This is a genomic window from Streptococcus cristatus (assembly GCF_003943465.1).
Taxonomy (GTDB): Bacteria; Bacillota; Bacilli; order Lactobacillales; family Streptococcaceae; genus Streptococcus; species Streptococcus cristatus_C.
This window is the reverse complement of sequence record NZ_RJPR01000012.1, coordinates 1-20,938: the sequence shown is the minus strand read 5'-3', so window position 1 is coordinate 20,938 and position 20,938 is coordinate 1. Positions and strand designations below refer to the sequence as shown.

The following is a 20,938-nucleotide window of genomic DNA, read 5'->3' as shown; positions in this document are numbered from 1 at the left end:
GATGAGTATTGTAACGATATTAGGTTTATTAGTATCATCTATGCTGATTTATGCGGCTCCCTTGATTTTCACAAGTATCGGTGGAGCTTATTCGGAGCATGCTGGAGTCGTCAATGTCGGCTTGGAAGGGATCATGGTAATGGGAGCATTTACAGGCGTTCTCTTTAACTTGACTTTCGAAAGTAGTTTTGGCAGCTTGACTCCGTGGCTCTCCTTGATTGCTGCTGGCTTAGTCGGAGTGCTCTTCTCCCTTATCCATGCTGTAGCAACCATTAATTTCCGCGCAGACCACGTCGTTAGTGGTACGGTTCTAAACTTACTAGCACCAGCCTTGGCGGTTTTCCTTGTGAAAGCTATCTACAACAAGGGGCAAACAGACAACATTCAGCGTTCATTTGGTAAATTTAATTTTCCTATTTTGTCTGATATTCCCGTCATAGGAGATATATTCTTCAAACATACAAGTCTGATGGGATATTTGGCCATCGCCTTCTCTTTCCTTGCTTGGTTTATCATGTTTAAGACAAAGTTCGGATTGCGTCTTCGCTCAGTTGGAGAACATCCGCAGGCAGCAGATACATTAGGAATCAATGTTTACCTCATGCGCTATTGCGGTGTTATGATTTCTGGTTTGCTCGGCGGTATTGGTGGAGCTATCTATGCTCAGTCAATCTCCGTTAACTTTGCTGTGACAACTATCATAGGTCCAGGTTTTATCGCCTTGGCAGCTATGATTTTTGGTAAATGGAGCCCTATTGGTGCCATGTTGGCAAGTCTCTTCTTTGGAGCTTCTCAAAGTTTGGCCGTTATCGGAAACCAGTTGCCTCTTCTTTCAAAAGTACCAACAGTTTATCTGCAGATTGCACCATACGTTTTGACGATTGTGGTTCTTGCAGCCTTCTTCGGTAAAGCTGTTGCTCCGAAAGCAGACGGTATCAACTACATCAAGTCTAAATAAACCTTTACACCAGTTCTTTGGAGCTGGTGTTTTTTGTGATTGGCAAAAGCTGCTATCGGAAATAGAAAAAGCCTGCTTCGTCTGAAGCAAGCTTTCTAAGATTAATTTGTAGCGATTTCGTTTAATAAATCTTCTGCAGTAGTGGTTGGGTTCACTCGAACACGATTGAGCGAGAGTAATCCGTTAGACAGTGAAGCCAGGCCGTTATTGGTCGTCAATCCCATCTTATAGCCCAGACTTTCAGCGATCTGCAAGGTCGTATCACTATAGCGGCCAGATGGATAGGCAACAGTCGTCGTCTTCTGTGATAGATTGTCATCTAAAAAGGCTTTAGAATCACGTAGTTCAAGGGTTTGTTGATCAGCAGTAGCAGTTGATAGATCAGGGTGGTTGACGGTATGGTCTTCAAAGGACATTCCCTTTTCCTTCATTTCTTTGATCTCATCTAGCGTCAGTATATCTTCACGGCCAGCTTGGACAAATCCAGTAATGACATTGTTGGTTGCCTTCATCTGGTATTTTTGAAGTAGTGGAAAGGCATTGGTATAAAAGTCTTTCAAACTATCGTCAAAGGTCAGCCAGACTACTTTTTTATTTTCAGGTAGGACATTTTCTGTCAAAGCTTTGTAAGCTTCATCTGGGGTTAAAGTATAATAACCAGCTTCTTTCAGGGCCTGCAAATGACTTTCAAAAGTAGTTGGATCTACAATCAAACCAGCATTGGCTGCCTCAGAGGGATCCATTACATGGATCGCATGGTACATCAAGATTGGGATCTTAACAGGCTCGTCTTGTTTTACCCATTTGATTTTTGAAGCTTCTTCATTTGTTGAGGTAGAGTCTGGCTTGGAGGTGGATTGCACAGTTTGGTTGCCTGCAGAGGATTGTTTGCTAGGGGAGAACTGAGTCTTCCAAAGATAAATCCCGCCTACGATTAGGGCAAGGAGCAGGAAAAGATTGATAATAGAAAAAAGGAATGCTTTTTTCTTAGCTTTATGTCTTTGCATGCGTCTTCCAATGTGTTTATCTGTCATGGTATCTNCTTCTAATCTCATGAGTTTAAAATTTTTACTTACATTATAACAAATATACAAATAGATTTGTAGGCATTTCTATATATTTTTGTTATAATGTTTTTTATATAAGAAATATTCAAGGAGTTCCTCATGTCTATTAAAATTGCTTTACTTGGTTTTGGAACAGTTGCTAGTGGTGTTCCTTTCTTGTTGAAAGAAAATGGAGAAAAGATTGTTCAGGCTGCTCATTCTGAGATTGAAGTTGCTAAAGTCTTGGTCAAGGATGATGCTGAAAAAGAGCGTCTTTTGGCAGCTGGAAATGATTACAACTTTGTGACCAATGTGGATGAAATCTTAAATGACAGTGAAATTGCGATCGTAGTGGAGCTGATGGGACGGATTGAACCAGCAAAAACCTTTATCACGCGCGCACTTGAAGCAGGTAAACATGTGGTGACAGCCAATAAAGACTTGCTGGCAGTTCATGGTTCTGAATTGTTAGACATTGCTCAGAAAAATGGCGTTGCCCTTTACTATGAAGCTGCTGTTGCAGGTGGTATCCCAATTTTGCGCACCTTGGTTAATTCATTGGCGTCTGACAAGATTACCCGCGTTTTGGGCGTGGTCAATGGAACATCTAACTTCATGATGACCAAGATGGTAGAAGAAGGTTGGTCTTACGAGGATGCTCTTTCAGAAGCGCAACGTTTAGGATTTGCCGAGAGCGATCCAACTAACGACGTTGATGGGATTGACGCAGCCTATAAAATGGTTATCCTCAGCCAATTTGCTTTTGGTATGAACATCAAGTTTGAAGATGTCAGCCACCAAGGCATTCGCAACATCACGCCTGAAGACGTTGCTGTTGCTCAAGATTTGGGCTATGTAGTGAAATTAGTTGGTTCGATTGAGGAAACGCCATCAGGAATCGCTGCGGAAGTGACACCGACTTTCTTGCCAAAAGCGCATCCGCTGGCTAGCGTAAACGGCGTAATGAATGCGGTCTTTGTCGAATCAATTGGTATTGGAGAATCCATGTATTATGGCCCAGGTGCAGGTCAAAAACCAACTGCGACCAGTGTCGTTGCAGATATCGTCCGTATCGTCCGTCGCCTAAATGAAGGCACGATTGGCAAAGCCTTCAATGAATTTAGTCGCGAGCTTGTCTTGGCTAAACCTGAGGATGTTAAGAGCAACTATTATTTCTCTATCTTGGCTCCAGATGCCAAGGGTCAAGTCTTGCATTTGGCTGAAATCTTCAATGCTGAAGAAGTTTCCTTCAAGCAAATTCTGCAAGAAGGTACAGATGGTGAAACAGCACGTGTGGTCATCATCACGCACGCTGTCAGCAAGACTCAGCTAGAAAATGTAGTGGCCAAGCTCCGTGAGGTACCAGAGTTTGAATTACTCAATACCTTTAAAGTATTAGGAGAATAAGATGAAAATTATTGTACCAGCAACCAGTGCCAATATCGGGCCTGGTTTTGACTCAGTTGGTGTCGCAGTCTCCAAATATCTAGAAATCGAAGTCTTGGAAGAAAGTCAGGAGTGGGTCATTGAGCATGACCTCAATCCTCGAATTCCAACGGATAAACGGAATTTACTAATCAAGATTGCCCTGCAATTGGCCCCGGACCTTCAGCCTCATCGCTTAAAAATGACTAGCGATGTTCCTTTGGCGCGCGGTCTTGGCTCTTCTAGCTCTGTTATCGTTGCAGGGATTGAACTGGCTAATCAGTTAGCAAATCTGAACTTATCAGATCATGAAAAGTTGAAAATTGCGACAAAAATCGAAGGGCATCCCGACAATGTCGCACCAGCGATTTATGGAAATCTAGTGATTGCAAGCTCTTTCCAAAATCAAGTTTCAGCTGTTGTATCAGATTTCCCAGAGGTCAGCTTTATCGCTTTTATTCCAGATTATGAGTTGAGAACAGTTGAAAGCCGCCGTGTCTTGCCTAATCGCCTCTCATACAAGGAAGCTGTTGCAGCAAGCTCTGTAGCCAATGTCGCAGTTGCAGCGCTCTTAAAGGGCGATATGAAAACAGCTGGTCGTGCTATCGAATCCGATCGTTTCCATGAGAGATATCGCCAACCGCTTATCAAAGAATTTTCTGACATTAAATTCTTAGCCAGAAAACAGGGCGCTTTTGCGACTTACATCTCTGGAGCTGGTCCGACTGTTATGGTTTTATCTTCAAAAGACAAAGCTGAGCAGATTTATCAGCAAATCAAGGAACAAGGCTTTGATGGACAAGTCTTTCAGTTGCAAGTCGATACTCAGGGTGTACGTGTAGAAAAATAGAAGAGAGTTTGAGGATGACGAACTTGTGGACGCAGTGTTGGTCTACAATCTTCGTTCTCCTCTTTCTTTTTGCTTTGAAAAAGAATCTTTATTTCCCTTAGTCTATCGTAAATATCATTTAATTTTGATATAATAGAGTGTAATTTGTAAAGAAGAGAGTAAGTCATGCAAAACCTAGAAAAATTTTCTGCGGAATTAGAAGGAATCGACATCCGTTTTAATGAACCTTTGAGTCAATACACTTATACGAAGGTAGGCGGAGCTGCCGATTTCTTAGTTTTTCCACGCAACCGTTATGAATTGGCTCGGATTGTCAAGTTGGCCAATCGTGAAAATATTCCTTGGTTGGTGCTTGGGAATTCAAGCAATATTATCGTTCGAGATGGCGGTATTCGAGGCTTTGTCATCATGTTTGACAGTCTAAATAACGTAGCAGTAGATGGCTATACGATTGAGGCAGAGGCTGGTGCTAATCTAACTCAGACTACTCGTATTGCCCTTCATCATAGTTTAACTGGCTTTGAATTTGCCTGTGGCATCCCGGGTAGTGTCGGCGGTGCTGTCTTTATGAATGCTGGCGCTTATGGCGGAGAAATTGCTCATGTGCTTGTTTCTTGCAAGGTCTTGACCCCTGAAGGAGAAATTAAGACCTTGGATGCACGTGATATGCGCTTTGGTTATCGCCATTCACTTATTCAAGAAACTGGCGACATTGTGATTTCAGCTAAGTTTGGTCTGGCACCAGGTGTTCACCAAAACATTCGTCAGGAAATGGAACGTCTGACCTATCTGCGTGAGCTTAAGCAGCCTCTGGAATACCCATCTTGCGGGTCGGTCTTTAAGCGTCCTCTGGGACATTTTGCTGGCCAGCTAATCAGTGAGGCTGGTCTAAAAGGCTACCGAATCGGTGGTGTAGAGGTTTCAGAAAAGCATGCTGGTTTCATGATTAACGTCGATCATGGTACAGCTAGCGATTATGAAAAGTTGATTGCTCATGTCATTAAAACCGTCGAGGAGCATTCAGGTGTCACTCTGGAACGAGAAGTTCGAATTATTGGAGAAGCATAAGAGTCCAATATGTAATTATCTGATTGCTTTTCTAAGATTTGTCTAAGTCTTTGGGATAGCCCATATCCATGTGTCATTAGTAAAGGGGGTGAAAGCCTATCGATATCGCAAGTATGCAGGGCCATAGTAGCCCTCGAGAGGTTTTTTTGGTCTGACAGAGCCAAAAATCTGTTAATACATGGAAAAGAAGGAATTTATGCCAATTGAAAAAACCAATTATTGAGTTCAAAAACGTTTCAAAGGTTTTTGAAGACAGTAACACCGTCGTTCTCAAAGATATCAACTTTGAATTAGAAGAAGGAAAATTTTATACGCTTCTAGGAGCTTCTGGCTCTGGGAAGTCAACCATCCTTAATATTATTGCAGGACTGCTAGATGCGACAACGGGAGACATCTTTTTGGATGGTGTCCGCATCAATGACATTCCTACCAATAGGCGGGATGTTCACACCGTATTTCAGTCCTACGCTCTTTTCCCGCATATGAATGTTTTTGAGAATGTGGCCTTTCCTTTGCGGTTGCGGAAGGTGGACAAAAAAGAAATTGAAGAACGGGTTGCTGAAGTTCTGAAAATGGTTCAACTGGAAGGATATGAGCGTCGTTCAATTCGGAGACTTTCAGGCGGTCAACGTCAGCGGGTAGCCATTGCCCGTGCCATCATCAATCGGCCGCGGGTTGTCCTACTTGACGAGCCTCTTTCTGCGCTGGATTTGAAGTTGCGGACGGATATGCAATATGAGCTCCGTGAACTCCAACAGCGTCTGGGGATCACTTTCGTCTTTGTCACCCACGACCAGGAAGAAGCCCTGGCTATGAGTGACTGGATTTTTGTCATGAATGAAGGGGAGATTGTCCAGTCAGGAACGCCAGTGGATATCTATGATGAACCGATTAACCACTTTGTTGCGACCTTTATCGGAGAATCTAATATCCTGCCAGGTAAGATGATCGAAGACTACTTGGTCGAGTTCAATGGCAAGCGCTTTGAAGCAGTTGACGGAGGCATGCGACCAAACGAATCCGTTGAAGTGGTGATCCGTCCAGAGGATTTGCGCATTACCTTGCCTGAAGAAGGAAAACTGCAGGTTAAAGTGGATACCCAGCTTTTCCGCGGGGTTCATTATGAGATTATTGCCTACGATGAGCTTGGCAATGAATGGATGATCCACTCGACCCGTAAGGCCATCGTCGGAGAAGAAATCGGTCTGGACTTTGAACCAGAGGATATCCATATCATGCGCCTCAATGAAACCGAAGAAGAATTCGATGCTCGGATTGAAGAATACGTAGAAATCGAAGAGCAAGAAGCAGGGCTAATCAACGCCATTGAGGAGGAAAGAGATGAAGAAAACAACCTCTAACCTTTTTATGCTTCCATATTTTCTTTGGATTCTGCTTTTTGTCCTAGCTCCAGTGATAATGATTGTCTGGAAATCATTCTTTAATATCGAAGGGCAGTTCACGCTGGAAAACTATCGGATTTATTTCACTTCGCAGAATTTGACCTATCTGAAAATGAGCTTTAACTCAGTATTTTACGCAGGCATCATCACCTTGGTGACCTTGCTCATATCCTATCCAACCGCTTATTTTCTGACCCAGCTCAAGCATCGCCAGCTCTGGCTGATGCTGATTGTCCTGCCGACTTGGATCAATCTTTTGCTTAAGGCTTACGCCTTTATCGGTATTTTTGGACAAAACGGTTCGGTAAATGAATTTTTGACCTTTATCGGTATCGGTCCCAAGCAGATTCTTTTCACTGACTTTTCTTTTATTTTTGTTGCTAGCTACATTGAGCTGCCCTTTATGATTCTGCCGATTTTCAACGTCTTGGATGATTTGGATCCCAATCTCATCAATGCTAGCTATGACTTGGGTGCCAATCGTTGGCAGACTTTCCGCAATGTCGTCTTTCCACTTTCAATGAATGGCGTGAGAAGTGGCGTGCAGTCTGTCTTTATTCCTAGTCTCAGTCTCTTCATGCTGACGCGTTTGATCGGTGGGAACCGTGTTATTACACTGGGTACAGCCATTGAACAGCATTTCTTGACGACGCAAAACTGGGGAATGGGCTCAACCATCGGAGTGGTTCTGATTATTGCCATGCTCTTCACTATGTGGGCAACCAAGGAAAGGAGAGAACGATGAAAAAATTTGCTAATCTCTATTTAGCGATTGTGTTTCTAATCCTTTATCTTCCGATCTTTTATTTGATTGCCTATGCCTTCAATGCTGGCGATGATATGAACAAATTTACAGGCTTTGATCTGGTTCATTTTCAAAAGTTATTTGAAGATTCGCGCTTGATTTTAATTTTGGCGCAGACTTTCTTCTTAGCCTTTCTTTCTTCCCTCATTGCTACCATTATCGGAACTTTCGGTGCTATTTATATTTACCAAGCCCGCAAAAAATATCAGGATGCTTTCTTATCCATCAATAATATTTTGATGGTGGCTCCTGACGTTATGATTGGGGCTAGCTTCCTGATTCTCTTTACCACGGCTAAATTCCAGCTGGGCTTTGTGTCCGTTTTAGCCAGCCACGTTGCCTTTTCAATTCCAATCGTTGTGCTAATGATTTTGCCACGGCTAAAAGAAATGAATGACGACATGATTAAGGCTGCTTATGATTTGGGAGCTAGTCAAGTCCAGATGCTCAAGGAAATCATGCTTCCTTATCTGACACCAGCGATCATTGCCGGCTACTTTATGGCTTTCACCTACTCACTAGATGACTTTGCTGTGACCTTCTTTGTAACAGGAAATGGCTTCTCGACACTCTCGGTTGAAATTTATTCCCGTGCACGGCAAGGAATTTCCTTGGAAATCAATGCCCTGTCTGCTCTGGTCTTTCTCTTTAGTATCGTTTTAGTCATTGGCTATTACTTTATCACGCGTGAGAAGGAGGAAGCAGCATGAAAAAACTCTATTCGTTTTTAGCAGGGATTCTTGCGATTATCCTGATCTTGTGGGGAATTAGCTATCGGATTGAGAGTAAAGCCAATAGCAAGGGCAGTGATAAATTGGTTGTTTATAACTGGGGAGATTACATTGATCCGGAATTGCTGACAGAGTTTACCAAGGAAACAGGCGTGCAGGTGCAGTACGAAACCTTCGACTCTAACGAAGCCATGTACACGAAAATCAAACAAGGTGGTACAACCTACGATATCGCAATCCCAAGTGAGTATATGATCGCCAAGATGATGAAGGAAAACTTGGTGGAGAAATTGGACCATAGCCAGATCAAAGGCTTGGAAAATATTGGTTCAGACTTTTTGGATCAGCCATTTGATCCAGGAAATCAGTATTCTATTCCTTATTTCTGGGGAACCCTGGGCATTGTTTACAATACTAAAATGGTCGAGCACGCGCCTGAACACTGGAACGATCTCTGGAAGCCAGAATACAGAAACTCCATCATGATGATTGACGGAGCCCGTGAAGTCATGGGGATTGGTCTGAACTCGAATGGTCATAGTCTTAACTCCAAAGATGCTGACCAGCTGCAGGAGGCTGTCGATAAACTTTACACTCTGACGCCCAATATCAAGGCCATCGTCGCTGATGAGATGAAGGGCTACATGATTCAGAATAACGCGGCTATCGGTGTGACTTTCTCTGGTGAAGCTCGTCAAATGCTGGAGGCCAATGAAGATCTGCGCTATGTTGTGCCTACAGAAGCTAGCAACCTTTGGTTTGACAATATTGTTATTCCAAAGACGGTCAAAAATAAAAAAGCTGCCTATCAGTTTATCAATTTCATGCTGAGACCAGAAAATGCTTATAAAAACGCCCTTTATGTTGGCTACTCAACGCCAAACCTTCCTGCCAAGGCCATGCTGCCAGAAGAGGTACAGGAAGATGAGGCCTTTTATCCAACAGAAGAGACTATGAAGCATCTGGAAGTCTATCAGCAATTAGGATCAAAATGGCTCGGAACATACAATGACCTCTATCTTCAAGTCAAAATGTATCGCAAGTAGCCAAAGAAGAGGCTGGGACAAAAGTCCTAGCCTCTCAATTGTCTTTGGATTATCGAGCAAGGCGCAGTGGTTGAGTGGGCTCTACTAGGCTGATTTCATCAGCTTTTACAGCCCTACTCAACTGTGCGGAGGTGGGACGACGAAATCGAATTCTAACGAATTACCGATTTCTGTCCCACTCTCTTTTTTCTATTTTGACTTGTATAATTATTTGAAAAGCAGTAGAGAAAGTAGTAAAATTATGTTAACATATTCAATAGGGCTTTGTGCTCAATTAAGGAGGAAATCATTATGTCAGTTTTCTACGTTCCATCAGTCAATTTGATTGGTAAAGGTGTCATCAATGAATTTGGCGGTCATGTCAAAGAGCTGGGTTTCAAGAAAGCTCTCATCGTTACAGACCACTACATTGCCTCCAGTGACATTTTACCAAAAGTCATCAAGTCGCTAGAAGCAGAAGGCATTGAATACGTGGTTTTTGAAGATGTAGACCCAAATCCTTCTTGTAAGAATGTCTACGATGGCTTAGCTACTCTTCAAGAAAATGACTGTGATTTTATCATCAGTGTAGGTGGTGGCTCTCCTCAGGATGCTGCTAGCTGTATTTCCATTATGGCGACAAATGGAGGCAAGCCGCAGGATTATGAAGGTCTCCACAAGTCTAAAGAAAAGGGCCTACCAGTCGTAGCCATCAACACTACGGCAGGGACTTCTGCCGAAATCACTATCAACTATGTTATCACGGACGAAGAGCGTAAGGTTAAGATGGTGATGGTTGATAAAAATAGCTTGGCTCTCATCTCTGTCAACGACCCAGAGCTCATGGTTTCCAAACCAGCTAATTTAACAGCAGCGACTGGGATGGATGCTTTGACCCATGCTGTGGAAGCCTTGGTAACTCCTGGTGCTTATGGCGTGACCAAGAAACTGTCTATCGGTGCCATTGAGTTGATTAAGGAATATTTGCCGCGAGCAGTTGCTAATGGTCATGATATAGAAGCCCGTGAAGCTATGGTTAATGCTATTTTCCTTGGCGGCATGTCCTTTAACAATGCAGGTCTGGGCTACGTGCATTCGATGGCTCACCAGCTAGGTGCGGTCTATCATTTGCCTCATGGCGTTTGCTGTGCTATGCTCCTGCCAGTAGTTGAGCGTGAAAATGCCAAACGTGTACCAGCAGCCTTTAGAAATGTAGCTAAAGCTTTAGGCTTGCATACCGAAGGCAAGACTGATGAAGAGTGTGCAGCATATACCATTTCGGAAATCGAAACCTTGTCTGAAACGGTCGGTATTCCTAAGAAACTGACCGAGCTTGGCATTGAAGAAAAGGACTTTGACTTTGAATACCTTTCTAAGAATGCCTTGATTGATGCTTGCGCACCGGGCAATCCTTTCATGCCGACTTTGGAAGAAACCATTGCTTTATACAAGGAATTATTTTAAGCCAAAGGAAAAAGGCTCTCCTTCTAAACTTAGTTGATTTATATCAAAAAAAGACAGTTGCTCTCTCTCCTACAGCTGTCTTTTTAATTTATGGAAATATGTTGAGTACAGGATTAGTGCTCTAGAATAAACTTATCAATAGCTGTGGCGACGCCATTTTCTTCATTGCTATCTGTTACATAGTCGGCCAAGTCTTTGACATGCTGGCTAGCATTTCCCATGGCAACGCCCAAGCCAGCAAACTGTAGCATTTCAATATCGTTATTCGCATCGCCCAGTGCCATGATTTCCTCAGGATTGATCTCTAAGCGTTGTGCTAGACGCTCTAGGGCAAAGGCTTTGGTAACACCTTTTGGCATCGCCTCGTAGATGACAGGCTGGGAACGGACGCCACTGAATCGTTGGCAGAGCTCTTGAGCGAACTTGGTCTCAAAATCGTCTACCTGTTCTGGATTTCCTAGAAACATAGCTTGAAACATTCGATGCTGGCCGCTGCAAGCTTCTTCAAGGCTGATTTCAGTAGGAGTCGTAAAGACGAGGGCAGCATCATCTGTCACAATTTTGCTGGCCTTTTCCCCTACGACGAAGTAATGCTCTTCATTAAACAAGGTTAACTGTACTTGGCTCTGCTCGGCTAAACTGTAGAGGTAGCGAATATCATCTGGATTTAATTCTTGCCAGTCAACGACCTGCCAATCGCTAGTCTGATGGATGGCGCAGCCATTGTCTACGATGACATATTCATTTTCATTCTCCAAGCCCAACTCCTGATAGTAGGGCTTGACACCCACGAGCGGTCTACCTGTACAGAGGACCAGCTTGACTCCAGCTTGGATAGCATGGTGAATGGCATCAATATGAGCTTGAGGAATCTTTTTTTCCTCAGTCAGCAGGGTTCCGTCCATATCAAGGGCAATTAGTTTAATCATAGTTTTTCTCCAATAGTATTTGTGAATATTATAGCATATTTTCTATTGCTAGGAGAGTAGAAATAGGGAGGATTGTTTTTTTTAATTTTCCTGTCCTTATGGTATAATAAGAAAATCTAGTAAGGAAAAGAGAAGCTATGAAAGCAAAGCGTATTGTATTTAAAGTTGGAACGAGCTCGTTGACAAATCCTGATGGTAGCCTGTCGCGGGCAAAGGTGCGGGAAATCACGCATCAATTATCGGTCTTACACGAAGCCGGACATGAGTTGATTTTGGTATCGTCTGGAGCCATTGCGGCAGGTTTTTCGTCTCTGGGCTTTAAAAAACGCCCAACTAAAGTAGCCGATAAACAGGCTTCGGCAGCTGTTGGTCAGGGCCTTCTCCTAGAGGAGTATACTACCAATCTGCTTCTGAAGAAGATTGTATCTGCCCAGATTTTGCTGACGCAGGATGATTTTGCGGATAAACGGCGTTACAAAAATGCCCACCAAGCTCTGTCAGTCCTCCTTAATCGGGGTGCCATTCCCATTATCAATGAAAATGACACAGTTTCTATCGAGGAGCTAAAGGTGGGAGACAATGATACGCTCAGTGCTCAGGTGGCAGCCATGGTTCAGGCGGATCTTTTGGTACTTTTGACAGATGTTGATGGGCTTTACACTGCTAACCCAGCTTCAGATCCAACCGCCCAACGTCTTGAAAGAATTGAGACAATCTCTAGCGATTTGATTGACATGGCAGGCGGGGCAGGCTCCAGCAATGGTACCGGTGGCATGCTGACTAAGATCAAAGCAGCAACTTTGGCGACCATGTCGGGTGTACCAGTTTATATTTGTTCGTCGCTAAAAAGCAATGCTTTATTGGAGGCGGCGAGCCAGACTCGAGACGGGAGCCTTTTCTCAGCGCAGGATAAGGGCTTGAAGACACAAAAGCAATGGCTAGCCTTCTATTCTAAGAGCCAAGGCGCTATCTATGTGGATCAAGGTGCGGCACAGGCACTCCGCTACGATGGTAAAAGCCTTCTGGCATCAGGAATTGTTAGGTTAGAGGGGCATTTTTCTTACCAAGATACGGTAACGGTGTACGAAGAAGAGACTGGTGCGATTTTAGGAAAGGGGCGCGTGCGCTTTGGTAAACCTGCCCTCAAAGACATGTTGCGATCTAGCAAGCCAAAGGGAGTCGTGATTCATCGTGACGATTGGATTTCTATTACTCCAGAGCTCCAATTGCTCTTTTCTGAATTTTAAGAGGAAATAGGAGTTTACTTATTTCCTTTACCCGAACTCTACGAGATCTTTATCAATTGTAAAAAGAAATTATTGTATCTTACGAAAGGAGGCGCCATGACCTCAACACAAGAATTATTTGAAATTGTAAAAAAGTCAAAAAAATCAATCAACACAGCTACAACTGCTGAGAAAAATCAAGGATTAGAGGAAATGGCAAAGCAGCTCTGGCTTTCGCGTGCGGACATTTTGGCAGCTAATGAACTGGATATGGCAGCGGCTAAAGGTAAGATTTCAGATGTCATGCTGGACCGCCTTTATCTAGATGAGAAGCGGATTGCTGCCATGGCAGAGGGTATTCGCCAGCTGATTGCCTTGGAGGATCCTGTAGGGCAAATCTTGGAAAGGACTGAGCTTGAGAACGGCCTCGTCATCAGTAAAAAGCGAGTAGCAATGGGTGTGATTGGAATTATCTATGAAAGCCGGCCTAATGTCACTTCAGACGCTGCGGCTCTGGCTCTAAAGAGTGGTAGTGCAGTCGTTCTCAGAAGCGGCAAGGATGCCTATCAGACAGCGCAAGCTATTGTCACAGCTTTGAAAAAAGGTTTGACTCAGACGGAGATTTCGCCGGATTGTATCCAATTGGTTTCTGATACCAGTCGGGCTTCAGCTCAGGCAATGATGAAGGCCAAGGGCTATCTGGATTTGCTCATTCCTCGTGGTGGCGCGGGATTGATTCAGGCAGTCGTGGAGAATGCGACTGTGCCGGTTATTGAGACAGGTACTGGAATTGTCCATGTCTATGTAGATAAGGATGCTGATCAGGACAAGGCTTTGGCGATTATTGAGAATGCTAAGACCAGTCGCCCTTCTGTCTGCAATGCCATGGAAGTACTGCTGGTTCAAGAAGAAATTGCAGCTGAATTTTTGCCACGTTTGCAGAAGATCTTGGTGACTGATCGTGATGCTGTACAAGAGAAGTCTGTTGAATTACGTTTGGATGAGAAAGCGGCTCAGTATATCTCGGGAATACAAGCTAAATCGGAAGATTTTGATACCGAATTCTTGGACTATATCTTAGCAGTCAAGCTGGTTTCCTCGCTGGAAGAAGCGGTGGAGCATATTGAAGCTCACAGCACCCATCACTCGGATGCCATTGTGACGGAGAAGGCTGCAGCGGCGGCTTACTTCACAGAGCAGGTGGATAGCGCAGCAGTTTATGTCAATGCCTCAACCCGCTTTACAGATGGCGGTCAATTTGGCCTTGGCTGCGAAATGGGGATTTCTACTCAGAAATTGCACGCCAGAGGCCCTATGGGGCTGAAAGAGCTGACCAGCTATAAATACGTCATCCAAGGGACGGGTCAAGTGAGGAAATAAAGATGAAAATTGGATTTATCGGTCTGGGAAATATGGGTGGTAATCTCGCTCGTCTAGTTGCCCAAGATGAAAGATACAGAAGCGAATTGCTACTGGCCAATCGCAGTCGTGACAAGGCTGAAAAGATTGCTGCAGAACTTGGTGGTCAGCCGGCCAGTAATGCAGAAGTTTTTTCTGAGGCAGAAGTGATTTTTCTGGGAATCAAACCAGCTCAATTTGCTGACTTGCTGGCTGATTATCGGAAAATTCTAGAAAAACGAGATTCTCTTCTCCTAGTTTCAATGGCTGCTGGTTTGTCCTTGGAAACGTTAGAAAAATTGACACCTCGCCACCATCGTTGGATTCGGATCATGCCTAATACACCAGTAGCTGTTGGCGAGGGTGTTATTAGCTATGCTTTATCCCCAGAAGCGAATCAAACGGACGAAGACTTGTTGCGTGAGCTTCTGTCTTCGGCTGGCCTTTTGGTCAAACTAGAGGAAAAGCAGTTGGATGCGGCGACAGCTCTTGCTGGCTGTGGACCAGCCTTCGTTTATCTCTTTATAGAAGCTTTAGCGGATGCAGGTGTCCGAGCTGGACTTAGTCGCGACATATCGCTTGAACTGGCCAATCAAACCCTTTTAGGCGCTGCTAAACTAAGTCAGATCAGTGGCCAACATCTGGCTCAGCTCAAAGACCAGGTCTGCAGTCCAGCCGGTTCGACCATCGCTGGGGTAGCCAGTCTGGAAGAAAATGCCTTTCGAGGAACGGTCATGGCTGCCGTTCAAGCCGCCTACAAGAGGACGCAAGAACTTGGTAAGTAGGGTAATTGACATTTTGCTTCTTTTGAAGAAAAAATAGAATCGTAAAGCGATATGATACATCATCATATAAGTAGTACATAGAGACACTCGTAGATGGCTTGTTTAAAGTCAGTACGAGTGTGTCTTTTTGTTTTTCAAAAAATTATCCATGCTAGGTCGAGTGAAAGTAAACCTGTGGATGGCATGGATGGAGACTTTGCTCTAAGAAGAAGTGGATGTTAAAATCAACAGCTTATCCCATTTTTCTTTTGTTTTTCCTTGACAGTTAAATTGTCAGAATTTATAATAAAAGAAGAAAGGTGATAACAGTGTTATCTAGTTGAAAGCATGAAAAAAGAAACAGATGAGTTAAACGAAAAAATCTTGGAAAGCGCAAGGAGTGAATTCTTGGCTTATGGCTATCAGGATGCTTCACTGCGGAGAATTTGTCGCGCGGCTGGCTTGACGACTGGGGCTCTTTATAAGCGCTATGAGGGTAAGGACAGTCTCTTTGTTGCCCTGCTTGAGCCTACTCTGACAGCTTTAGACCAGTATGGGCAAGAGCAGAAGCGACGTGATTATGCTTTCCTAGAAGAGGGACACCTGTCTGACATGTGGGCCCATCGCTTAGAGGATCTCCAGTCCCTGATGCGGATTCTCTATGAGCATAAGGATATTATGCAACTCTTGCTCTTTAAATCTCAGGGGTCTTCGCAAGCGGACTTTAGGATGCGTCTGCCTTATTTGGCTGCAGACGAGACTTATCGCTATTTGGAGCTGGCTTACAAAGAGGGGAAGATCAATCATTTGGTCAAACACGAGTTTCTGCGATCGTGCATGACAGCTTATTACACAGCTGTATTTGAGCCCTTGGCTCAAGACTGGCCCCAAGAGCAGGCGCTGGAATTTTGCCATTCCATCATGGACTTGTTTGACTGGGGAGGTTTGCTAGGTTTTTGATAGAAAGAAGGAAATTCTATGAAGAAAAAATCTGTTCTTGCTTGGATCTGGGACTTTGTTTCCCTTCATAAGATATATTTTGTGCTCAGTCTGATCTTTGCCTTTGCCTCTGTGATTTCAGGATTTCTGCCTTATTTCTTTATTGGCGGAATGATTAATCAGCTCTTGGCGGGCAATAAAAACTGGGATTTCTACCTGCTGCAGTCAGCGTGGGCAGGTCTGGCCTGGATTGGCTACTGGGGATTTCACGGTATTTCCACCATGCTGTCGCATACGGCTACTTTTAAGATCTTAGCGGAAATGCGGCACCGCCTGACAGACAAGCTGGCCAGGCTGCCTCTTGGTACAGTACTCAGCCAGTCATCAGGCAGTTATAAAAACATCATTGTCGAGCGGGTGGATGCGACCGAAACGACCTTGGCTCACTTGATTCCAGAGTTCACCGCTGGGATTTTTGGTCCGATTATTGTTCTCATTGCTATGCTGGTTATCGATTGGCGGCTGACCTTACTGTCTCTCCTGACTATTCCCATCGTGGCGCTGGCCTATATGCGGATGGCTGTCAATAGCGAAGCGGACTATCAAAATACTCTGGTCAAGACCAAAAAACTCAATGATACAGCGGTGGAATACATCAATGGGATTGAAGTCATCAAGGTTTTTGGTAAGGAAAAGTTCTCTTACGATAAGTTTGTGACGGCTGCTAGAGAAGGAGCAGACTGCTTTATTGAGTGGATGCGCAAGTTCAATCTGGAGATGGGCATTGTGACTGCATTTTTGCCATCAGGCTTACTCTTTCTGCTGCCGGCTGGCTGTTATTTTTATCTGCAAGGTAGTTTGACTGATGGCAATTTCATTCTGATGATTATTCTTTCGCTCAGTCTTCTGACTCCTCTGATTTTAGTGGCTAGTTACATGGACGATTTACGGAAAATCGGGACTATTTTTGGCCAAGTCATTGATATTTTGGAAAAGCTTGATTTGGAAAGGCCTAAGGAGCTGCGAGAACTTCCAAAAGGAAGGGATCTGGTCATGACGAATGTCAGCTTTGGCTATACAGATGAAGAGGAGGTACTGCATGGTATTTCGCTAGATATTAAAGCTGGCAGCATCAATGCTTTAGTTGGGCCATCAGGCTCAGGTAAGTCTACAATTGCCAAGCTTCTAGCTTCTTTCTGGGATGTCAGTTCTGGTCAGATTACCTATGGTGGTTTGGATATTCGCCAGCTTCCGCTAGACTATTACAGTCGGCAGATTGCTTACGTGACTCAGGATAACTATCTCTTTGATGAGACGATTATGGAAAATATCCGGATGGGAAATCCAGCAGCTTCTGATGAAGAGGTTATCGAAATTGCCCGTCGCTGTGGCTGTTATGACTTTATCATGAACTTAGAAGATGGTTTTGAAACTCAGGTAGGCTCTGGCGGCGGTCATCTATCTGGTGGGGAGCGTCAGAGGATTGCCATCGCCCGTGCCATGCTTAAGGATGCGCCGATTCTTATCTTGGATGAAGCGACTGCTTATACAGATCCGGAAAATGAAGCACGGATCCAGTCCAGTCTAGCTCGTTTGATTGAGGGACGGACCTTGATTGTCATTGCTCATAGGCTGTCTACGATTATGAGTGCAGATCAGATAGTCCTGGTCAATGATGGTCGGATTGAAGCTAGAGGCCGGCATGAAGAATTGCTGACAGCAAGTCCGCTTTATGCTTCCATGTGGCGGGCCCATATTGCTACCAAGGATAATAGTGAGATGGAAGGAGGGCTGACTCATGCTTAATATACTGAAGAAATTCTTTGATTTCTGTACGGCAGAGGACCGTAGGAAATTTTATCAATCCATTTATCTGGGCATCATCAAGTCCTTTATCATCGCTCTGCGTATTCCAGCGATCGGCTTAGTCGTTATGGGACTGATTGAGAAGAATCTCTCTATGCAGACTTTCTGGCTGGCTCTGGCTATCATGTTGGTATCCACTGTGCTAAACGTCTGTATTACCCTGAAAATCACTATGCTCCAGACGGAAGCAGGCTATCATACCTGTGCTCAGAAGCGGATTGAAATTGCCGAGCACATGTGCTATCTGCCCATGGGTTACTTTAATCAAAATAGCCTAGGCAAGATTACCAGTGTTACGACAAATACGCTGGAAGGCCTGTCTGATGTGGCTACGCGAGTGGTTATGATGACTGTGCAGGGTTTTCTGACGACTGGTCTCATCACCGTTTTGGTCTTTCTCTATGACTGGCGGGTTGGACTGGTTCTCTTGGTGGGTCTCGTCCTCTTTCTCCTGCCCAATACCCTCATGCGTTGGCAAGTTGGCAAGGTTTCTTATGACAAGTATCAGGCGGATATGGACCTAGTAGCCGTTGTTTTAGAGTACAGCCAAGGGATTGCAGAAGTTAAGAACTACAATCTGGTCAACCGTTCTGCCAAGAAGCTGTCCAAGGCAATTGAAGGCAAGAGTCAGCTAGATACCAAAATGACACTTGTGACCTCACCTTACATTGCCCTCCAAGGCATAGTGACCAAGCTGACCGGTCTCTTTATGGGTCTTTTCTCTATCTATTTTTATCTCAATGGCAGTATGGAGCTGCTGGTAACCATTATGATGATTGTCAGTGGTTTTATGATTTATGAAAATCTAGACGGCGTTGGCTCTTTCTCTTCTCTCCTGCGCATTGTTGATTTGTCGGTTGATATGGTCAATCAAGTCTTAGCCATCCAGCCGATGGACATCAGTGGTCAGGATATTGAGCCTAAGAGCAGCCGGATTGAGCTGAGAGATGTTAGCTTTTCTTATGGAAATAAGAAAATCATTGACCGGGTTTCCCTCACTATTCCCGAAAAAACGACAACTGCCCTGGTTGGACCTTCTGGATCAGGCAAAACAACGCTCTGCAACCTCATCGCCCGCTTCTGGGATGTGGACCAAGGAAGTATCAGTCTGGACGGACATGGTGTTAGAGATTACAGTTATGACAGCCTAATTCGTAATTTCAGCTTTGTCTTCCAAAGCGTCTATCTCTTTGAGGATACTATTGCTAATAACATTCGTTTTGGCAAGCCGGAGGCCAATCAGGAAGAAGTGATAGGGGCTGCCAAGAAAGCTGCTTGTCATGACTTTATTCTCTCGCTACCTGATGGCTATGATACCAAGATTGGTGAAGGAGGTGCCAGTCTTTCTGGAGGTGAGCGCCAGCGTATTTCCATCGCGCGGGCTATTATCAAGGATGCGCCTATTATCATTTTGGACGAAGCGACAGCCAATGTTGACCCCGAAAACGAAGAAGCCCTCATGCAGGCTATTCAGGCTCTGACTCGCGATAAGACCATTATCATGATTGCCCACCGACTCAAGACGGTTGAGCATGCAGACCAGATTTTGGTGCTGGATCAAGGCCGCATTGTTGAGCAAGGCAAACACCAAGACTTACTAGCCAAACAAGGCATCTATAGTAAGTTTATCCAAGAAAGAAAAACAGCCGCCAGCTGGCGGATTGAGATGGGGAATTAACAGTTTATACAGTGAGCTTCTGTGGCTTGCTGTTTTTGCTTGCAGGAGCTGTATTTTGTTGCTATGACAGACCAGCCAAGTGTGCTATAATGATTTAGAAGAATAGGAAGGGCAGATGTTAAAAATGGAGAAGATTTTTCTTAATGATTTTGAGAAAAATCTATTGCAAGAACTGAAAGAACAATTGGAAAGAGCTCGATATCGGAGGAAGCGAAAGCTCGTTAGTGAGGGAATTATGAGTAAAAATAGAGAGATTAATTCAATAGAGGAAGATAGGTTTGGTTTAGAAAATCATGTTAAAGATTTTTATGAACAATATATTGATTCAGACTATACAGGTACAGTTCTTTTAAGTGGTAATTGGGGCGTCGGAAAGTCTAGCTATATTAATTTAGTAGAAAATTATTCAATTAAGAACAAAGAAATTAAATTTATTAGATTAAATTTTTGGTCGTTTTCAGGTGAACAAACGATATATCGTTATATCTTTACTAATCTATACCCTAGAATTAATATTATTCTGAATTGGCTAGCTCCGATTATGGTTGCTCTATTTTTTCTGTTAAACAATATTATAAATTTGATTTTTTCTAATCCAGTCAATTGGAATTTATTAGCTCCGCTATTGATCTTAACTTCGATAGTAACTGTTTTTCAAGATAAAGCCATAAAAGAAGGATGGTATGAATCTTCTGTAACTAAAAAATTTAAAACTAAAACACAGAAATTAATAATAGTTGTTGATGATTTCGATCGTATTCCTTCCAATATCAGAGATGACATATATGCCGTTTTGTCTAATTTAAACGCATTTAACAATCATTTAATCATTATTATTGGGGAATATGAGAGATTGAAGGGAAAAAGTGAGGAGTCTCTTTTTATTCAGAAAATCATCGATAAAATTATTATAATGCCACATAGCATGTCATCTCGAAATGTGTGGTATCATTTCCGTGAGACACTTGAATCAATGAGTGGTTTTGCAGATATCTCTGAAACAGATATTATTCTGTTAGGAGATATTCAGAATGCATTTATTGTAGAACAGCGTAATATGAGAGATTCGATTCATCTTTTAGAAGTTTTTAAAAAAGAATACGCTAATAAAAAAGAAAAAGTAAATTTTAGCGAATTACTTTTAATTTGTTATGTATATGAATTTCATCATGGATTTTATAATGAGATTGTTCATGATAAAACGAAGTTTTATGAAATGAATAACACAAATTATTCTGAGATTATAACGGATTTAATTAATAAAGCGCTCAAAAATAAAGAGAGAAATGTTTTCAGGTATTCTAGTTTTACTGAAGTACAATATTTTGAAAGGTACTTAATAGGAAATGATGTAGATAAAATT

At 43.4% G+C, this 20,938-nt stretch carries 18 protein-coding genes; 16 read left to right on the top strand and 2 right to left on the bottom strand.

Annotated features, from left to right (window positions below):
• Window position 1: 1 nt before the first annotated feature.
• Complete coding sequence (locus D8793_RS10205) at window positions 2-958, top strand: ABC transporter permease (RefSeq protein WP_061911259.1); 957 nt, start codon at window positions 2-4, stop codon at window positions 956-958.
• A 101-nt stretch (window positions 959-1,059) separates the two neighbouring features.
• On the opposite strand, the gene D8793_RS10200 is transcribed toward D8793_RS10205, so the two are convergent.
• Window positions 1,060-1,992 carry a polysaccharide deacetylase family protein gene (locus D8793_RS10200; RefSeq protein WP_125371770.1) on the bottom strand — a complete coding sequence of 311 codons (933 nt, stop codon included), beginning with the start codon at window positions 1,990-1,992 and terminating at the stop codon, window positions 1,060-1,062.
• Window positions 1,993-2,124: 132 nt separating this feature from the next.
• Here D8793_RS10200 and D8793_RS10195 point away from each other — a divergent pair, with 132 nt between their 5' ends.
• The 8 genes from D8793_RS10195 to D8793_RS10155 all read left to right on the top strand — a co-directional run bounded on the left by D8793_RS10195 (window position 2,125) and on the right by D8793_RS10155 (window position 10,775).
• Window positions 2,125-3,411, top strand: coding sequence for a homoserine dehydrogenase (locus D8793_RS10195; protein WP_125371769.1), 1,287 nt, complete (start codon window positions 2,125-2,127; stop codon window positions 3,409-3,411).
• 1 nt (window position 3,412) lies between these two features.
• Window positions 3,413-4,279 (top strand): homoserine kinase, encoded by an 867-nt coding sequence (gene thrB / locus D8793_RS10190; protein WP_005590150.1) that lies wholly within the window; start codon window positions 3,413-3,415, stop codon window positions 4,277-4,279.
• A 165-nt stretch (window positions 4,280-4,444) separates the two neighbouring features.
• Window positions 4,445-5,347 carry a UDP-N-acetylmuramate dehydrogenase gene (gene murB, locus D8793_RS10185; protein WP_125371768.1) on the top strand — a complete coding sequence of 301 codons (903 nt, stop codon included), beginning with the start codon at window positions 4,445-4,447 and terminating at the stop codon, window positions 5,345-5,347.
• Between the two features lie 203 nt (window positions 5,348-5,550).
• Complete coding sequence (locus D8793_RS10180) at window positions 5,551-6,708, top strand: ABC transporter ATP-binding protein (RefSeq protein WP_125371767.1); 1,158 nt, start codon at window positions 5,551-5,553, stop codon at window positions 6,706-6,708.
• Window positions 6,689-7,495: an ABC transporter permease gene (locus D8793_RS10175; RefSeq protein WP_048763122.1), complete on the top strand. Its 807-nt coding sequence runs from the start codon at window positions 6,689-6,691 to the stop codon at window positions 7,493-7,495. Before D8793_RS10180 ends, D8793_RS10175 begins: the two co-directional genes overlap by 20 nt.
• The gene (locus D8793_RS10170) at window positions 7,492-8,265 is read left to right on the top strand and encodes an ABC transporter permease (protein ID WP_005590157.1); all 774 of its coding nucleotides are present in this window, start codon (window positions 7,492-7,494) and stop codon (window positions 8,263-8,265) included. The genes D8793_RS10175 and D8793_RS10170 overlap by 4 nt, the downstream gene beginning before the upstream one ends.
• Window positions 8,262-9,332: an ABC transporter substrate-binding protein gene (locus D8793_RS10165; protein ID WP_125371766.1), complete on the top strand. Its 1,071-nt coding sequence runs from the start codon at window positions 8,262-8,264 to the stop codon at window positions 9,330-9,332. Before D8793_RS10170 ends, D8793_RS10165 begins: the two co-directional genes overlap by 4 nt.
• Before the next feature lie 291 nt (window positions 9,333-9,623).
• The gene (locus D8793_RS10155; RefSeq protein WP_125371765.1) at window positions 9,624-10,775 is read left to right on the top strand and encodes an iron-containing alcohol dehydrogenase; all 1,152 of its coding nucleotides are present in this window, start codon (window positions 9,624-9,626) and stop codon (window positions 10,773-10,775) included.
• A gap of 113 nt (window positions 10,776-10,888) precedes the next feature.
• Here D8793_RS10155 and D8793_RS10150 read toward each other — a convergent pair whose 3' ends face one another.
• Window positions 10,889-11,704 (bottom strand): Cof-type HAD-IIB family hydrolase, encoded by an 816-nt coding sequence (locus D8793_RS10150; RefSeq protein WP_125371764.1) that lies wholly within the window; start codon window positions 11,702-11,704, stop codon window positions 10,889-10,891.
• Between the two features lie 137 nt (window positions 11,705-11,841).
• On the opposite strand from D8793_RS10150, the gene proB reads away from it, so the two are divergent.
• From proB to D8793_RS10115, 7 genes are all read left to right on the top strand, one after another.
• Window positions 11,842-12,951 carry a glutamate 5-kinase gene (proB, locus tag D8793_RS10145; protein ID WP_125371763.1) on the top strand — a complete coding sequence of 370 codons (1,110 nt, stop codon included), beginning with the start codon at window positions 11,842-11,844 and terminating at the stop codon, window positions 12,949-12,951.
• Between the two features lie 96 nt (window positions 12,952-13,047).
• Complete coding sequence (locus D8793_RS10140) at window positions 13,048-14,310, top strand: glutamate-5-semialdehyde dehydrogenase (protein ID WP_125371762.1); 1,263 nt, start codon at window positions 13,048-13,050, stop codon at window positions 14,308-14,310.
• A 2-nt stretch (window positions 14,311-14,312) separates the two neighbouring features.
• Window positions 14,313-15,113 carry a pyrroline-5-carboxylate reductase gene (gene proC, locus D8793_RS10135; protein WP_125371761.1) on the top strand — a complete coding sequence of 267 codons (801 nt, stop codon included), beginning with the start codon at window positions 14,313-14,315 and terminating at the stop codon, window positions 15,111-15,113.
• A 327-nt stretch (window positions 15,114-15,440) separates the two neighbouring features.
• Complete coding sequence (locus tag D8793_RS10130; protein WP_125371760.1) at window positions 15,441-16,052, top strand: TetR/AcrR family transcriptional regulator; 612 nt, start codon at window positions 15,441-15,443, stop codon at window positions 16,050-16,052.
• A gap of 18 nt (window positions 16,053-16,070) precedes the next feature.
• Entirely contained in the window at window positions 16,071-17,837 is a 1,767-nt protein-coding gene (locus D8793_RS10125) for an ABC transporter ATP-binding protein (protein ID WP_125371759.1), read from the top strand.
• Entirely contained in the window at window positions 17,830-19,575 is a 1,746-nt protein-coding gene (locus tag D8793_RS10120) for an ABC transporter ATP-binding protein (RefSeq protein ID WP_125371758.1), read from the top strand. The genes D8793_RS10125 and D8793_RS10120 overlap by 8 nt, the downstream gene beginning before the upstream one ends.
• A 115-nt stretch (window positions 19,576-19,690) precedes the next feature.
• Window positions 19,691-20,938, top strand: a 1,248-nt coding sequence (locus tag D8793_RS10115; protein ID WP_142999381.1) for a P-loop NTPase fold protein, incomplete at its 3' end; no start/stop codon positions are given.

What these genes read in the sequence shown, in the direction of transcription:
- D8793_RS10205 (WP_061911259.1), top strand. Translation starts at nt 2, where the DNA reads ATGAGTATTGTAACGATATTAGGTTTATTAGTATCATCTATGCTGATT.
- proC (WP_125371761.1), top strand. Translation starts at nt 14,313, where the DNA reads ATGAAAATTGGATTTATCGGTCTGGGAAATATGGGTGGTAATCTCGCT.
- D8793_RS10125 (WP_125371759.1), top strand. Translation starts at nt 16,071, where the DNA reads ATGAAGAAAAAATCTGTTCTTGCTTGGATCTGGGACTTTGTTTCCCTT.
- D8793_RS10200 (WP_125371770.1), bottom strand. Translation starts at nt 1,992, where the DNA reads ATGACAGATAAACACATTGGAAGACGCATGCAAAGACATAAAGCTAAG.
- D8793_RS10195 (WP_125371769.1), top strand. Translation starts at nt 2,125, where the DNA reads ATGTCTATTAAAATTGCTTTACTTGGTTTTGGAACAGTTGCTAGTGGT.
- D8793_RS10165 (WP_125371766.1), top strand. Translation starts at nt 8,262, where the DNA reads ATGAAAAAACTCTATTCGTTTTTAGCAGGGATTCTTGCGATTATCCTG.
- D8793_RS10150 (WP_125371764.1), bottom strand. Translation starts at nt 11,704, where the DNA reads ATGATTAAACTAATTGCCCTTGATATGGACGGAACCCTGCTGACTGAG.
- D8793_RS10140 (WP_125371762.1), top strand. Translation starts at nt 13,048, where the DNA reads ATGACCTCAACACAAGAATTATTTGAAATTGTAAAAAAGTCAAAAAAA.
- D8793_RS10170 (WP_005590157.1), top strand. Translation starts at nt 7,492, where the DNA reads ATGAAAAAATTTGCTAATCTCTATTTAGCGATTGTGTTTCTAATCCTT.
- D8793_RS10120 (WP_125371758.1), top strand. Translation starts at nt 17,830, where the DNA reads ATGCTTAATATACTGAAGAAATTCTTTGATTTCTGTACGGCAGAGGAC.
- D8793_RS10130 (WP_125371760.1), top strand. Translation starts at nt 15,441, where the DNA reads ATGAAAAAAGAAACAGATGAGTTAAACGAAAAAATCTTGGAAAGCGCA.
- murB (WP_125371768.1), top strand. Translation starts at nt 4,445, where the DNA reads ATGCAAAACCTAGAAAAATTTTCTGCGGAATTAGAAGGAATCGACATC.
- D8793_RS10175 (WP_048763122.1), top strand. Translation starts at nt 6,689, where the DNA reads ATGAAGAAAACAACCTCTAACCTTTTTATGCTTCCATATTTTCTTTGG.
- D8793_RS10155 (WP_125371765.1), top strand. Translation starts at nt 9,624, where the DNA reads ATGTCAGTTTTCTACGTTCCATCAGTCAATTTGATTGGTAAAGGTGTC.
- proB (WP_125371763.1), top strand. Translation starts at nt 11,842, where the DNA reads ATGAAAGCAAAGCGTATTGTATTTAAAGTTGGAACGAGCTCGTTGACA.
- thrB (WP_005590150.1), top strand. Translation starts at nt 3,413, where the DNA reads ATGAAAATTATTGTACCAGCAACCAGTGCCAATATCGGGCCTGGTTTT.